Source organism: Stutzerimonas stutzeri, assembly GCF_024448935.1.
Classification (GTDB): Bacteria; Pseudomonadota; Gammaproteobacteria; order Pseudomonadales; family Pseudomonadaceae; genus Stutzerimonas; species Stutzerimonas stutzeri_AO.
This window is the reverse complement of sequence record NZ_JAMOIE010000038.1, coordinates 26,936-42,249: the sequence shown is the minus strand read 5'-3', so window position 1 is coordinate 42,249 and position 15,314 is coordinate 26,936. Positions and strand designations below refer to the sequence as shown.

Here is a 15,314-nt window from a genome sequence, read left to right as displayed (position 1 = left end):
GCTCAACCCCGAGAAAAAACCGGACCTGGAGCTGACGTTCCGGCATGGCGCAAAACATCTGTCGACGCTCTGGCTGATCGGCATACGCGTTTGAAAAAATTCATGGCAAGTCCCGTCGCCTTGGCGCGCTCAATCCGGGACGTCATTGAGCGACCGAGGCTCCTGCTCGGCCAGGTTGTTGTGCTGGTGTCGAAAGGCTGACAGCGCCTAGTAGGTGCTTAGCCGCGCTCGCATGATCGAGCCGAGCGGTCGGTGGGCGGCCAGACTGTGGTGAATGGCCTTCTCATGGGTGGCCAGGGTTTCATCCTGGTACACCGTGTCGCCCCACTGCTGGTAGATCCACTGCATGGGTTCGCGCAGGGCCTTGTCGTAACGCAGGGTTTCGATGCGCTCGGCGCTGAACTGCGCCTTGCATCGGTCTGGCCGTTCGATGCTGACTTTGTGGTAGCCGAAGTCGCGGTTGTCGAACACCTGCGCGGCAATGCCGTCGCCACCGGCCGGGGGTCGATGCTGGCCAGGTTGTTGAGGTAGGTTTGGGTGATTAGCTAGCCGCAACGGCCGCGCGGTTAGCCCTTTGCCGCGGCAAACTTTTCCACCCGCCTGGTTTCGCCCGCTACGATAAGAATGTCACCCGGATGGATCAGGGTTTCTGGCTTGGCGTAGATGAAGGCTTCATGGGTCCGCTTCACCCCGACGATGGTCACGCCGTAATGCGTGTGCACCCCGGAGTCAGCGAGTGTCTGGTTGTGGATACGCTTCGGGGCGTGGGTCGAAGCGATGGCGAAGCCGTCGTCGAATTCGATGAACTCGGACATTTTGCCGGTGACCAGATGCGCCACACGCTCGCCCATTGACGTTTCCGGATAGACGACGTGATGGGCGCCGGTGCGCTCGAGGATCAACCCGTGGCGCTTGCTCAGGGCCTTGGCCCAGATGTCCGGCACGCCCAGCTCCTGCAGCGCGAGCACCGTCAATACGCTGGCCTCGAGATCGGTACCGATGCTCACCACCACATGGCGGAACTGATCGACGCCCAGCTGACGCAATGCGCGGACGTCGGTCGAGTCGGCTTGGACCACATGGGTCAGGCGATCCACCCACTGCTGGACGTTCGCGCTGTTGTTGTCGATGCCCAGCACTTCGTGCCCCATGGACGTAAGCGAGTCGGCGACGGCCGAACCGAATCGCCCCAGGCCGATGACGGCGACGCTGTCGTTCTCGTATGTCTTGCCGAACAGGTTATCCAACAATGGGGCGCTCCTCCGGGTAGCGGTAGTGTTTGGTCACGCTGCGCAGCGCAAGGGCCGTGGCCAGGGTAATGGTGCCGACCCGGCCGATGAACATCAGCGCGATGATCACCAGTTGACCGGACGCTGGCAGGTCCGCCGTGATGCCGGTCGACAGACCGACCGTGGCGAACGCGGAAATGACTTCGAACAGCACGACGCCCAGCTCCAGCCGCGTCACGCTGAGCAGGATCATGGTGCCGATGGCCACGGTGAGCGAACCGAGGAACAGCACGGTCAGCGCCTGGCGCTGCGTCGCATAGGAGATGCGGCGGCGGAAAGCCACGGTGTCGGCGTTGCCGCGAATCTCGGCCCAGATGAAGAAGAACAGCAGGAAGAAGGTCGTTACCTTGATTCCGCCCGCGGTGCCGGCGCTGCCGCCGCCGACGAACATCAGGAAGTAATGCACGGCCAGCGTCTGGGCCTCGAACTGGCCGACGTCCAGGCTGTTGAAGCCCGCCGTGCGCGCCACTGCCGAGCTGAACAGCCCCGACAGCAGTTTGTCGCCCAGGCTCATGCCGCCGAGCGTGGCCGGGTTGCCCCACTCGTAGACCAGGATCGCCAGCATGCCGCCGAACAGCAGCACGGCCGACCCCCACAAGGTGATGCGCGTATGGATGGTCCAGGGCTTGCCGCGCTGGTCGCGGCGGAACTCGTAGAGCACGGGAAAGCCCAGACCGCCGATGATCACCGCCAGCATGACCGGCACCAGCACTACCGGGTCCGTGGCGAAACTCATCAGGCTGTCGGAATAGGTCGAAAAGCCGGCGTTGTTGAACGCCGATACCGCATGGAAAAGCCCGTCCCAGAGCGCCTTGGACCAGGCCAGGTCATAGCTCAGGCGAAAATGCAGGGTGAGGATCGCCGTCACGACCAGCTCGACGCTCAAGGTAACCAGCAGGATCAGCCGCAACACGCCGGTGACGTCCCCGAGCCCGAGCGAGCGTGTCTCCTGCTGCGCGACCAGACGGCTGCTCAACTGCAGCCGTCGCTTGACCACCAGGCCGAGCAGCGTCGCACCACTCATGATGCCCAGGCCGCCGATCTGCAACAGCAGCAGAATCACGCATTGCCCGAAAAACGACCAATACACGGCCGTGTCCTGCACGATGAGCCCCGTCACACACACCGCCGACACGGCGGTGAACAGCGCCGTCAGCAGCGGTGCCTGACCAGGCCCGGCCGTGGCCGCCGGAAGCGACAGCAGCGCCGTGCCCAGCAAGGTCGCGATGAGAAAGGCGAGCGGAATGAGACGAGCCGGTCGGCGGGCAGCGTTGTGTAGCAAAGGCGACACCTAAACGGTTGCGAGGCCGAACGTCCGGCCATCGAGCTGTGTGGGTTCCGGGTTTGCCGAGCAACAGCCAGCCTCGGCGAACTGGCCGCCACGATAGCAAAAGCGCATCGATACGGCGCGGTCACGGATACCTTCGCAATCTCGAGGTATCCAGAGCGTGCATGCCCGCCGGCGCGGTCTCCCTGAGCCTGCCGGCACCGAACAGACCGCACGTCGCCTCTCGCCAAAACGCCAAAAAGCAGTCATCAGCCTGCCACGCGCGCTTTCTAGTTTCGGTCGGACTCCACCGCACCGAGGACACAACAATGCATACGCGCGCACTGGATTGGCTGTTAGCGGCAAGCCTGATCGGCCTTGCCGGCCCGGCGCTGGCTCAGGCACTGCCCGAGCACGGCTCCATCGAACAGGATTACCGCGAGCAACAGTTGGAAGGCCTTAACGCCAGACAGCGCGCCAGTGAGCGTCGCAGCTGGCGCGCGCCCGACTGGCGGGTCGAGCCGGTGGTGTCGGTCAACCTGCTCAGCATCAACGACTTTCACGGCCAACTGTCGCCGCGCACCGTCGCCGGCCGGCCTGCCGGTGGCGCGGCGGTGCTCGCTTCCTACCTGAAATCGGCCAGCGGCGAATACACGCTGATCGTGCATGACGGTGACCAGGTCGGCGCCTCACCACCCAACTCCGCCCTGTTGCGCGACGAACCCTCGATCAGCTTCTTCAACCTGCTGGCCAACCCGCACTGTCGGCCGTTCAGCCGTCAGCTGGACATGCCGCGCAATGCGCAGCCTTTCGCCCAGCAACGCTGCAACCTGATCGGCACCCTCGGCAACCACGAGTTCGATAACGGCAGGACGGAGCTGCTGCGCCAGCTTACCGGCGGCAACCACGCCAACGGGCCCTTCCTCGAAGACCAATGGAAGGGTGCGCGCTACCCCACGGTGTCGAGCAACGTCATCGATCGGGCCACCGGCGAACCTCTGCTGCCGTCCTACTCCATCTATGACGCCGGCGGCGTGCGCATCGGCGTGATCGGCGCCGTGCTCAAGGAGACGCCCACCATCGTCTCGCCTTCCGGCGTCGCCGGGCTGCGTTTCGTCGACGAGGCGGACGCCATCAACCAGTCCGTGGTTGAACTGCGCCGACACGGTGTACGCGCCATTGTCGTCGCGCTGCACCAGGGTGGCCGGCAGACCAGCTATGACGGCCCGACCAGCCCAGAAGCCGACACCGTCACCGGCTCGGTAGTCGACATCATCGAGCGACTGGATGACGAAGTGGACGTGGTGATTTCCGGCCATGCGCACGGCTTTAGCAACGCGCTGGTGGCCAATGCCAACGGCACCCCGATCCTGGTGACTCAAGCCTTCTCGGCCGGCACCGCCTATGCCGACATTCAGCTCCAGGTCAGCCGCCGCAGCCGCGACATCGTCGAGAAGTCCGCCGCAGTAATGACCACCTGGGCCGACCAGGGCGCCGGTCTTTCGCCGGACCCGCAAGTCGCCGCGCTGGTGGCGCAGGCCGACGCTCGGGTCGAACCGCTGGTCGCGCGCGTGGTGGGGCTTGCACAGAATGCCCTCACCCGCAGCGAAACACCGGCTGGTGAATCGGCCTTGGGCAACCTGATCGCCGATGCCCAACGCGTGGGCACCGATGCGCAAATCAGCTTCATGAACCCGGGCGGCATTCGCGCGGATCTGGACAGCGGTGAAGTGACCTGGGGCGAGCTGTTCGCCATCCAGCCATTCGCCAACGATCTGGTTTCCATGGACCTGACCGGCGCGCAGATCAAGACCCTGCTCGAACAACAGTGGCTCGGCCAGAGCTATGCGCGCCTGCTCAAGCCTTCCGGCATCCGCTACAGCTGGTCCGCCAGCCGCCCCGTGGGCAACCGCGTGATCGAGATGCGCGATGCCACCGGTGCGCTGATCAACCCGGCGGCGACCTACCGCGTCACGGTCAACTCCTTCCTCGCCGGTGGCGGCGACAACTTCACCGTGCTCACCGAAGGCACCGACCGCATCGTCGGCCCGGTGGATCTGGATGCGCTGGTCGACTACATCGCGTCGCTCCCGCAGCCATTCAGCGGAAGTCTCGAGGGACGGATCGAGCGGGCGGACTGATTGAACTAGCGGTGACCAAAGGGGACAGATATTCCACTGCCCCCTTTTTTCTGTCCCCATTTTGCTCGTAGCGGCACCGTCACCCGCAGCGAAGCGGTCCAAGAGCACCACGCCCAGGCTGGCGAGTGCACACGGGAACCCTTCACGTGCGTCACTTATTCGCTTTGATCACTGCGTAACAAGCTGGGATGCGAGAAGCCTCTCGGTTGTCGATTTACGTTGTGCGGCGTCCACCTTGTTGCGGAGCAGCCCCATGCGTCTTGCCGACTTCATCCTCGATAACCTCGAGCCCATTCTCCAGTCGTGGGAAGACTTCGCCAAAACCATCCCTAGCACCTCTCCACAAATGGACGTTGATGCCCTGCGCGACCATGCCGAGCAGATGCTAAGAACCATCGCCGAGGACCTTCGCACCCGTCAGTCGGCGACCGAGCAGATTGATAAATCCATCGGTAAGGCAAACAAGGGCGACGGCAAAACGGCGGCGGAAACCCACGCCATCCTGCGCCATGACGCGGGCTTCAGCATCAACGAAATGGTCTCTGAGTACCGTGCCCTGCGCTCCAGCGTGCTTCGAAAGTGGTTGCAGGAAATAAAGAGTGGCACGGACTTCGAGGTCGAGGATATGACGCGCTTCAACGAGGCCATCGACCAAGCGCTTGCCGAATCCGTTGCCAGCTACTCACGGACGGTGACCAGCACGCGCAATGTCTTTCTGGGCATTCTCGGACACGATCTACGCACCCCCTTGGGCGCAATACAGCTCGGTGCCGAAGTCTTGCTTCTGGCCGAAAATCTGAGCGCTAAGCCCACGATGCTCGCCTCGCGGATTTACACCAGCGCCAAACGAGCCAACAAGATCGTCACCGACTTGCTCGATTTCACTCGCTCACAGAGCGGATCGGGCATCCCGGTGCACCAGATCGAGGTCAACCTGGCGGAGGTGTGCGAAGGCATGGTGGAGGAAGTGCGGGCCTACAACCCAGAACGCCAGATTGTCTATGACACCAGTGGAAACGTGACTGGCTTGTTCGACGCACCGCGCATGGAACAGGTGTTCTCCAACATGATCAGCAACGCGGTCCACCATGGCAGCAAGACTGGAGCCATCAGGGTAGGTATGCATGTCGAGCAGGCGCATGCGGTATTCACAGTGCATAACCAGGGAGAACCCATTGCCAAGGATGCAATCGCAGACATCTTCAATCCTATGAGCCGTCACTCCCAATACGCTGCAGGTGAACACGGCCCGCACTCAGGGCTGGGCCTGGGGCTATATATCGCCAGTGAGATCGTAGCGGCACACAGGGGGGCTATCGTCGTCGAATCAAGCGCCGAGCTAGGCACTACTTTTACCGTGAGGCTGCCGCTGACTGCGCACGCATCAAGACGCGCGACTGATTGAGCGACTAGCACGGCGAGGACTCACATCGTAGTGCGCGATCAGCGCATGAAAAAAGGCGACCCAAGGGGTCGCCTGTTTTCCATGCGTGACCGGTGCTTACTGGCCGAGCAGACCGGCGCCCAGTACCGAGCCGAAGGCAAAGCCGATGAATTCCTGAACGGTCATATCTTGGCCGTTCAAGGTCACCTTGTTGTCGGCGTAATGCAGCGAGCTGACCAGGCGATCGCCTTGCAGCTGGAACCAGCCCGCACCGAGTGCCATACCGCTGAACAACTCGGTCGTCAGGTCTGCCTGCTGCTGCAACGCAGCCGGGTCGGCGCTGTACTGCGGCTCACGCTGAGCGATCAGGCTGGCAACGTCGCGAACCAGGGCTTTATCGATACCGGCTTCGGCTTTGAGCGACGCCAGCATGCTGATGATCATCGCATCGGGGGTAAAGGCTTCCGCGCTCGGGCCCTGCAGGTCGGCCACCACGGACAGGCGGGCCGCACCGTTAGCGGTCTCGAAGCCGAACTCGTCGAGCGCCACGGTGGGCTTGTGCTCCAGCAATTGCAGGGCGAGCGCCTGCAGCTCCTGCTGCTGAACGTCGGTGATGTTGTCGAGTGCCTCCTGCGGGGTGGCCGCGCTGTCGAGGATCTGCTTGTAACTTTCCACCAGCGCCTTGAGGCTGCCTTCATCCAGCTTGCGCAGGCTGAGGGCGAGCGTCAGGTTGCGGATGGACTGACCGTTGGCCCCCACCTCGCCGACGCGGTAGCCGATCGACTGGTCGAAGCCGTCGCTGCTGCGACTCGACGCTTCTTCAATGGAGGCGTTCTTGATGACCACGGCGGGATTGTCGTCGGTCTGGATTTCCATGCGTTCAAGCGTGATGGCCGAGGGGCCTTGGCCGAACCCCTTGACGTAGTCGTGCTTGTCGACGGTCATGCCGATCCCGCTTAGCTTGACCCGCACCGGCTTGCCATCGTCACGGTGTTGCAGGTTCATGTCGATTTCCGGCAGCTGACCTTCCAGGCGCACGGTCGTGGTTTCGTCGGCCACTTCGAAGTTCACGGTGCCGGCCGCAACGCGAACCGTGCCGTCTTCGTGCTCAAGATTGAGGGGGGGCGAGCGCAGCGCGCCTTGTTGACTGCCGTCATAGCCGAAGGCGACATCGCCGACCAGCGGGTTTTCACCGGCGGCGGCCTCGAACAGCGCTTCAGTCTGCGCTGACCGCTCGAGGCGGAAATGGCTCTGGGCGGCAACCGGCATCCACTGTCCGCGGGTCAGGCGCGACACCGGAAAGGGGCCGTGCTCGATGCGGTCTTGCAGCAGCACGGTGAACTGCCGGGGCCCGCCCTCACTGTCCTGGGCCTCGATGTCGACCTGGTAGCGGGCGTTACTGGACAGCAGGCCGCTTTCGAAACTGAGCATTTTGACGGCAACCTCGGCTCCGGCCCCCACGCTCATCTCGCGCAGCTGGATATTGGCCTGCTCGACGGCATCGCGGGCAGTCGATTCAACCTGGGTGCTGGTGTAAAGGGTAGCGGCGCCGACGAGAGCCAGCGGTACGGCAACGGCAAGTACGAGTTTTTTCATGGAAACATCCTGTGCGGCGGCTGGGCAGACGTCCTGTCAGCCGGTGGTTGGCAAGCGGCGGCACTCTAGCAGTGCGCCTGTACAGGCTCCAGCACGCCATGCAGTCGGATGACAGGGTGAGAACGCGGGCAACAAAACTTCTTGAGCGCCGTAGGGCGGGCTTCAGCCCACCGTTGCCCGGTGATCATGCTGCGCTGTAGGGTTGGTCGTCAGGACGCGCCCAGCCACTAAATCGGTGGGCTTCAGCCCACCGTTGCCCGGTGGCCATGCTGTGCCGTAGGGTTGGCACTCAGGGCGCGGTTCAGCTACCAATTGGTGGGCTAAAGCCCACCCTACAATTTGATCTACTCCGTTACGTAAAGCCGATGCCGGAACCCCACGTCCGTAGGGTGGGCTTCAGCCCACCGTCGACCGGCATGCATCTTTACTCAATCGACAGAAGCGCAACGGCGCCGACGTACATCTCGTGAAGGCAAGGAGGCCTCCATGTCCAACTACCGCCGCAGTCTAGTACCTGGCGGCACGTGGTTTTTCACCGTGACCCTGGCCGATCGCCAATCTCGCTTGCTGGTTGAACAGGTCACACTGCTCCGACAGGCCTATCGCCTGACCCAGCACACCCGACCTTTCCAGACCCTCGCTATCTGCATCCTGCCGGATCACCTGCATGCTATCTGGAAACTTCCGAACGGCGACGCCGATTTTGCCGTTCGCTGGAGCCTGCTCAAGAGCACCTTCTCTCGACAACTTCCGGCCGTACCTCGCAACGCGAGCCAGATGCGCTAGCGTGAGAAAGGCATCTGGCAGCGCCGCTACTGGGAGCATCAGATTCGGAACGAAACGGATTTGCAGCGGCACGTTGATTACATCCACTACAACCCGGTCAAGCACGGGCTGGTAGAACAGGTCGCCGCCTGGCCCTATTCACGTTTCAACCGGTACGTGGAGAAAGGTCTGTTAGCACAGGACTGGGCGGGTAACGCAGGGCTCAGCGGCTCGTTCGGTGAATAGGTATCAGCCAAACCTAGGGCATGCTTGGAACGCCACACGTCCACTTACGGCAGCTACATGGCCATCAGATCGCTGCGGTGTCGAATAGCTAGTGCACCATGGCCCACACGACAAATAAATCGACCCGCACCGCTGCCCGTTCGAACCGGGCATACGAACCCGGCCAACAGGGATCGCGCAGCCCCGTTACTCAGAGGGGCTTCGCGCTCATCTGGATATCGACCTCATTGCCCGCGATGGCGATCGCCTTATTATTGCTGAACGGGCGAAGGTCCAGGGTATCGCCGTACTCGATCAATACCTGCTCGACCGCTTCTTTGAATGGCGGGTTTCCGTAATGCGGCAGCGGGTAGCAATCGATCAAGGCGAGCGACGCAAACGAGTCGAGATCGGGCGCGGCGCTGGGGTCATCCAGCCGCTGCAGATACTCAATGCTGGGCGCGAGCACGGCGGAACCGGCGGACTCGCCGATGTAGCACTTGCCTGCCCTGACCTGCTCGGCGATCAGTTGGTCCGCGCCGGTGCGCTTCAGCTCCTGCAGCAGAAAGAAGGTGTTGCCGCCTGCCACATAGATGTAGTCGTTACGTTCGAGCTTTCCGACGATGTCTTCCCGGCTGGCGGTCGACACTTCGAGTTCATCGATTATCAGGCCCGCTTCAACCAGCGCATCCTTGGCCGCGATCAGGTAGGCATTCACTTCCTCGGCAAGGCTTGCCGTAGGAATCAACGTAACCCTCTTTCCCCTGCACTCGCCTCGGGTGAAGGCGACGAACAAGTCAGCGACTTCTGCGAATGAAGAGGTCAGGAAAATATTCATACCGATCGCCGGTAAGGGATTCATCAAGCGGACCTATCCATCCGGGCTTGGAATATTCGGTGAAATATGTTCGCCAGTACTGACCTGGCGGGCAGAGCCCCCCGGTCTCCTATGCGTTTAAAAGCAACTTGGTTAAGCCACCGTCAACTATCCGGCTGATCGTTGCTGAGCGCCCACATTGAAGCCGAAGTAAACCCGCCGTTCACCTCGACTTTTTGCTTAGATGCAATTTCAAGAATATCGAGTTCAGCTTGGTGCGCTTTAAGGTACTTACCGAATTGGGCATTCCATGAATCAGATACAGGCACGCCTTTGTTCTGATGAAAACCGCCCATGTACTGCTCGATAATGTCAGTCGTCAATACCTCATTGCGATTAAGCCTGAGTTCGTTCAGCGTCTTGTTTAAGCGTTCGGTATTAATCTGTATTGCGTCCGCCATGTTTATCTCATCCTGGTTTTGATAGTGATCGCATGCAGAATATAGCCGAACCCGCGTGAATAGTTGGGCTTGGTAGTTCGCGCTCATTGTTTGCAGTCTCGAAGACCCACCACCACACCACTGAAGCGCTGCTGCAACCGTGCAGCCAGCCAGCTCTTGCCGGTGGATTCGGCTCCCGTCAGTACCAGTACTTTCATTGCATGCTCATCCTTGTGCTCACTTCAATCGACCCCAACGAAGCCACCGGTCTGGTGTTGCCACAGGCGCGCATAAAGGCCGCCCCGCTCGATCAGCTCGGCATGGGTGCCGGTCTCGATCACCCGGCCCTCGTCGATCACCACCAGGCGATCCATCCGCGCGATGGTCGACAGCCGGTGCGCGATGGCGATCACCGTCTTGCCGTCCATCAAGGTGTCGAGGCTCTCCTGAATTGCCGCTTCGACTTCCGAATCCAGCGCCGAGGTGGCTTCGTCCAACACCAGGATCGGCGCGTCCTTGAGCAGCACGCGGGCGATGGCGATGCGCTGGCGCTGGCCTCCGGAAAGTTTGACGCCCCGTTCACCGACCTTGGCCTCGAAGCCTACGCCGCCCAGGCTGTCGTCCAATGTGGCAATGAAGCCATCCGCACGCGCCTTTCGCGCCGCCTCCCAGAGCTGTTCATCGGTGGCATCGGGCCTGCCGTAGCGCAGGTTGTCGCGGATCGAGCGGTGCAGCAGCGAGGTATCCTGCGTGACCATGCCGATGTTGGCGCGCAGGCTTTCCTGATTGACCTCCGCGACGTTCTGCCCGTCGATGAGGATGCGCCCGCTTTCCAGGTCATAGAGGCGCAGCAGCAGGCTGACCAGGGTGGACTTGCCGGCGCCGGAGGGCCCGACCAGGCCGATTTTCTCGCCCGGACGGATATCGATGCTCAGCCCGCTGATCACGCCACTCTTTTTGCCGTAATGGAAATGCACGTCCTCGAAGCGCACGCCGCTCTGCTCCACCTCCAGCGGTTTGGCGTCTTCGCGGTCGACCACGTGGCGCGGCTGGACGATGGTCTGCATGCCGTCCTGCACGGTGCCGACGTTCTCGAAAATGCCGTTGACCACCCACATGATCCACTCGGACATATTGTTGATGCGGATCACCAGGCCCAGCGCCAGGGCGATGGCGCCGGTGCTGATCAGCGCCTCGCTCCACAGCCACAGCGCCAGCCCGCCGGTGCCGACGATCAGCAGGCCGTTCATGCAGGTGATCAGGAAATCCAGGCTGGTGATAATGCGCGACTGCAGGCGGAACTTGCCGAGCAGCTCCTGCATGGCCTCGCGGGCGTAGCCTTCTTCTTCCTTGGAATGCGCGAACAGCTTGAGCGTGGCGACGTTGCTGTAACCGTCCACCACGCGGCCCATGACCTTCGAGCGCGCCGCGGAAGCGGCCGCCGAGCGGGCCCGGATGCGCGGCACGAAGTACCAGAGCGCGGCGCTGTAACCGATGATCCACAGCACCAGCGGCACGATCAGGCGCAGATCGGCGGCGGCGAACAGGTACAGCGCACTGCCGGCGTAGACCACCACATGCCACAGCGCGTCGATCACCTGCATGGCCGAATCACGCAGCGACGGGCCGGTCTGCATCACGCGCTGGGCGATGCGCCCGGCAAAGTCGTTCTGGAAGAAATTCAGGCTTTGTTTGAGCAGATAACGGTGGTTCTGCCAGCGCACCAGATTGGTCAGCCCGGGGTTGATCGCTTGATGGGTCAGCAGGTTATGCAGGCCGAATACCAGAGGCCTGATAATCAGCGCCACCACCGCCATCCACAGCAGCGCGTTGCGGTGCTCGGTGAAGAAGGTCCGCGCGTCATCGGTGGTCTGGGCCATATCGATCAACTGGCCAAGGAAGCTGAACAGCGCCACCTCGATCAACGCCGCGAAGAAGCCGATCACCAGCACCGCGGCCATCAACGGCCAGACCTGCTTCAGGTAATGGGTATAGAACCGCAGCATACCGGCGGGCGGCGCGACGTCCGGGCTGGGCTTGAAGACATCGATCAGGTTTTCGAAACGGCTGAACAACATGGGGAACGGTCTGCTGTTGGCGAATGGGCAAGGTGGCGGCTTGGTCCCGCATAGGCGGCGTCGGTCGGAGAAACGGCTTTGGGGCGATGGCTCGAGACTGGCTGGAGCGCTCTGGCTCAATGGTTTAACTGCTGCAGCGTAGCAGTATCCGAACGACGTTATGTCGAGCATGACGGACCGGCTGCGGCACCCTCGTTGGACGTCTTCTACCCGGCGGCGTTTCCGCTTCGCACGCCGAGTCTGCTTCCGCCTGTCGATTTGGCTGCGTTTATCGCCGCGTCTTTACTGAACCGTCGCCCTTGCCTGCCGCCACTCGCGCAGGCCCATCACCGCCAGCAGCGTGAACAACCCATACAGCCCTGCGGTGAGCCAGTATTTTGAGAGACAAAGAACGCCACGTAGAGCGTGTCCACCACGATCCACAGCACCCAGCACTGCCAGCGCTTAAGCGCCATCCACAGCTGCGCCAGTAGGCTGAAGGCCGTGAGCGTCGCATCCGGCCAGGGATAAGCCGCTTCGGTAGCGGTCGCCATCAGCACCCCCAGCCCGACACCCCCCAGTACCGCGACAACAAGCCCAACGCCGACCTCCAGGGCCGTCGCGCCCACCACCGGCCGACCGCCTGCACTGCCGCTACCCCGCGCCCACTGCCACCACCCATAAACCTGCGTGGCCGCAAACACCCCGTTGAGCAGCACCTGCGAATACAACCGCACCTCGAAAAAGAACCAGGCGTAGAGCGACACCATCACCAACCCGATGGGCCAGCACAGCGGGTTCTGTCGCACCCTGAGCCAAACGGAAAGGGCGCCGAGGGCGGAGGCGATGAGTTCGAGGGTGGTCATGGGGCCTGATCAGATGGAGAAACGGGCCGGCACGGCAGGTGCGCCTGGAGCTGATGTAACGCTAACTGGCTTGTCGCGTCGAAGGTCGGGCTCGCCTTGCGCAAACCCTATCAGGCCAATCCCTCTGTCAACGCCGCGCTGGGGCTGACGGAAGATTGTGTGGCGCTGGCAATCGGTAGCGGCGGGCTGCGGTGCGCGCTGGGCAAGCGCCAAGGGAAGTGGGTGGCTCACACGGGCCGCATGGCGCGGCCCGTGATCGCTCAGCGGTCGGCGTTCTACCGCTTGATCACGCACACCCGGTCTGTGCAGGTGCCGGCGTGGGTGGCGTCCAGGCTTTCCGTTGCGTCGCGGGTGCCGACGGTCTCGCCAGCCAGGCCGCCGCCAGTCGGGGAGGCGGTACCGGTGTTTTCCGGGTAGCCCGTACCGGCCCGTTTGGCCGCAGTGCCCACGTCGTAGCGCCCGGTATCGCCGGAGCCCGTTTGGGTGTCGGCCCCGTGGCCGGTACTCGCTGTACCCGTCGTGCCGGTGACCGGGGCAGCCGTATCGCGGGTTCCGGTTGAATGGCCCGCTGTCCCGGCTGCATGGCTGGTGGACCCCGCGAAATGCTTGTCCAGGTGACTGTCACCGCCGGTGGCGCCGGCATAGGGGCTGGTGGCTCCGGCATAGCCAGGGGTCGAACTTGCACCGGCGCCGTTGTCGTCGATATTGAGCGCGCCGTTGTACTCCAGTGCATCACGTGCGCGGATCAGCTGATCCTCGTCGTACACGTCGACGGCGATCACCAGCGAGCCGCGGCGCACGGCTTCCGGATATGCCGTGGCGTGGCGACGGTGTTCTTCATGTGGCTCATGGCCGAACAACGACTTGAAGAAGTGCGCGACCTTGGACTCGTGATGTTCGCGGTCGACGGTCTCGCCAGTGGTGGAATAGGGCGCGTCGTAGGCATGGATTTCCGCGCGGTCGGCGCCTACGGAATGAATCTGTTCTCTGGCGATGCCCCGCGACATCAGGTCGCCCTGGGTGCGGTTGGCATCGGTCAGCGTTGCGAACGCTGCTACTAGTGTGTGTTTCATGGTTCACCTCGCGTTGTGTTGACAACTGGGTAGTCGAGCGCTGCGCTGTCAGTACCGCATGACACGTATGGGTGCGGGTAACCACGGCAGCCTGCCGCTTGATCGGCTGCAACAAGAGCTACGCTCATTGAGATTGGGTCCGGACGTACCGCTATAGTTCAGATCAGCGGTCGGAAACTCGGCCAGCCTGGCTGCGCAGGCGATGGCGGCTCAAGGCGAGATGGGCATTTGGTTGAGGATGAAGGCGCCTGATGACGGCTGTCAGCGCTGCCCGCGACGGCGAACGCAGGGGACGGCACCTGCAGTGTTGCGTCGGCAGGAAGGCGGGTGGGGGGTGGGGCTTCGCTGATGGGTTCGAAGGCCGGTCAGTTTGCCTGACCGGCCGCGTGGCTTAGTCCAGGTCCGACGCGTCGTGGCGTTCCGGTGCCTGTTCGGACTCGTCGCCCCAGGTGCGATTGACCTTGCGTCCGCGAATCACCCCCGGCCGCTCGGCGACTTCAGCGGCCCAGCGCTGTACGTGTTTGTAGTCCTGCACCGAGAGGAATTCACCGGCCTCGTACAGCTCACCGCGGGCCAGCACGCCGTACCAGGGCCAGATGGCCATGTCGGCGATGCTGTAGGCGTCGCCAGCGATGTAGCGGTTCTCGGCCAGCTGGCGGTCGAGCACGTCGAGCTGACGCTTGACCTCCATGGCGTAGCGGTTGATCGGGTACTCGTACTTCTCCGGCGCATAGGCATAGAAATGCCCGAAGCCGCCGCCGAGGAAGGGCGCCGAGCCCATCTGCCAGAACAACCAGTTCAGGGTTTCGGTCCGTGCGCGGGTTTCGGTCGGCAGGAAGGCGCCGAATTTCTCGGCAAGGTAGACCAGGATCGAGCCGGACTCGAACACCCGCAGCGGTTCGCCTTCGACGCTGTGGTCGGCGAGTGCAGGTATCTTGGAGTTCGGGTTGATCTCGACAAAGCCGCTGCCGAACTGGTCGCCATCGCCGATATTGATCAGCCAGGCGTCGTATTCGGCACCGCTGTGGCCGAGCGCCAGCAGCTCTTCGAGCATGATCGAGACCTTCACCCCGTTGGGTGTGGCCAGCGAATACAGCTGCAGCGGATGCTTGCCGACCGGCAGTGTCTTTTCCTCCCGCGCGCCGGCGGTCGGGGCATTGATGCTGGCGAACTTGCCGCCCGAGGGCGCGTCGTGGGTCCAGATTTTTGGCGGTACGTAGGGGGTATCAGGCATGGGTAATCTCCTCGAGTGGGCGTACTTGGGATGTGACCAGCATGCTAAGCCTTTAACGCACGCGATCGAAATCAAGCGGGTTGATATCGTTGATCGACGGCGCGTAGCGGACGGCCTTCGTAGGAGCCAGCTTGCTGGCGATCCGGGACGGCAAGGAGGT

11 protein-coding genes and 3 pseudogenes are annotated in these 15,314 nt (G+C 62.7%); 3 read left to right on the top strand and 11 right to left on the bottom strand.

The window, feature by feature from the left end:
• Positions 1-207 precede the first annotated feature (207 nt).
• The 3 genes from NA637_RS12585 to NA637_RS12575 all read right to left on the bottom strand — a co-directional run bounded on the left by NA637_RS12585 (position 208) and on the right by NA637_RS12575 (position 2,580).
• A complete protein-coding gene (locus NA637_RS12585; protein ID WP_256072581.1) occupies positions 208-471 on the bottom strand; it encodes a hypothetical protein in 264 nt (87 codons plus the stop codon).
• 95 nt (positions 472-566) lie between these two features.
• The gene (locus NA637_RS12580) at positions 567-1,250 is read right to left on the bottom strand and encodes a potassium channel family protein (protein WP_256072580.1); all 684 of its coding nucleotides are present in this window, start codon (positions 1,248-1,250) and stop codon (positions 567-569) included.
• Positions 1,240-2,580, bottom strand: a complete 1,341-nt coding sequence (locus NA637_RS12575) for a TrkH family potassium uptake protein (protein WP_423836726.1) — start codon at positions 2,578-2,580, stop codon at positions 1,240-1,242. The genes NA637_RS12580 and NA637_RS12575 overlap by 11 nt, the downstream gene beginning before the upstream one ends.
• 305 nt (positions 2,581-2,885) lie before the next feature.
• On the opposite strand from NA637_RS12575, the gene NA637_RS12570 reads away from it, so the two are divergent.
• Both NA637_RS12570 and NA637_RS12565 read left to right on the top strand, forming a co-directional pair.
• Positions 2,886-4,697, top strand: a complete 1,812-nt coding sequence (locus NA637_RS12570) for a bifunctional metallophosphatase/5'-nucleotidase (protein ID WP_256072578.1) — start codon at positions 2,886-2,888, stop codon at positions 4,695-4,697.
• A gap of 253 nt (positions 4,698-4,950) precedes the next feature.
• A complete protein-coding gene (locus NA637_RS12565; RefSeq protein WP_256072577.1) occupies positions 4,951-6,102 on the top strand; it encodes a sensor histidine kinase in 1,152 nt (383 codons plus the stop codon).
• Positions 6,103-6,198: 96 nt separating this feature from the next.
• On the opposite strand, the gene NA637_RS12560 is transcribed toward NA637_RS12565, so the two are convergent.
• Positions 6,199-7,677 (bottom strand): YdgA family protein, encoded by a 1,479-nt coding sequence (locus NA637_RS12560; protein ID WP_256072576.1) that lies wholly within the window; start codon positions 7,675-7,677, stop codon positions 6,199-6,201.
• A 486-nt stretch (positions 7,678-8,163) separates the two neighbouring features.
• On the opposite strand from NA637_RS12560, the pseudogene NA637_RS12555 reads away from it, so the two are divergent.
• Positions 8,164-8,688, top strand: a pseudogene (locus NA637_RS12555) (REP-associated tyrosine transposase).
• Positions 8,689-8,878: 190 nt separating this feature from the next.
• Here NA637_RS12555 and NA637_RS12550 read toward each other — a convergent pair.
• The 7 genes and pseudogenes from NA637_RS12550 to yghU all read right to left on the bottom strand — a co-directional run bounded on the left by NA637_RS12550 (position 8,879) and on the right by yghU (position 15,154).
• Entirely contained in the window at positions 8,879-9,505 is a 627-nt protein-coding gene (locus tag NA637_RS12550) for a Type 1 glutamine amidotransferase-like domain-containing protein (protein ID WP_256072575.1), read from the bottom strand.
• Positions 9,506-9,648: 143 nt separating this feature from the next.
• On the bottom strand, positions 9,649-9,945 hold the full coding sequence (locus NA637_RS12545; protein ID WP_256072574.1) for a hypothetical protein: 297 nt from the start codon (positions 9,943-9,945) through the stop codon (positions 9,649-9,651).
• 104 nt (positions 9,946-10,049) lie between these two features.
• A pseudogene (locus tag NA637_RS12540) lies at positions 10,050-10,142 on the bottom strand (AAA family ATPase); the annotation flags it as partial.
• A gap of 24 nt (positions 10,143-10,166) precedes the next feature.
• Positions 10,167-12,002: an ABC transporter ATP-binding protein gene (locus tag NA637_RS12535; protein ID WP_256072573.1), complete on the bottom strand. Its 1,836-nt coding sequence runs from the start codon at positions 12,000-12,002 to the stop codon at positions 10,167-10,169.
• Between the two features lie 282 nt (positions 12,003-12,284).
• Positions 12,285-12,847 (bottom strand): annotated as a pseudogene (gene pnuC / locus NA637_RS12530) (nicotinamide riboside transporter PnuC).
• Positions 12,848-13,122: 275 nt separating this feature from the next.
• On the bottom strand, positions 13,123-13,920 hold the full coding sequence (locus tag NA637_RS12520) for a hypothetical protein (RefSeq protein ID WP_256072572.1): 798 nt from the start codon (positions 13,918-13,920) through the stop codon (positions 13,123-13,125).
• A 391-nt stretch (positions 13,921-14,311) separates the two neighbouring features.
• A complete protein-coding gene (gene yghU / locus NA637_RS12515) occupies positions 14,312-15,154 on the bottom strand; it encodes a glutathione-dependent disulfide-bond oxidoreductase (protein ID WP_256072571.1) in 843 nt (280 codons plus the stop codon).
• Between the last annotated feature and the right edge of the window lie 160 nt (positions 15,155-15,314).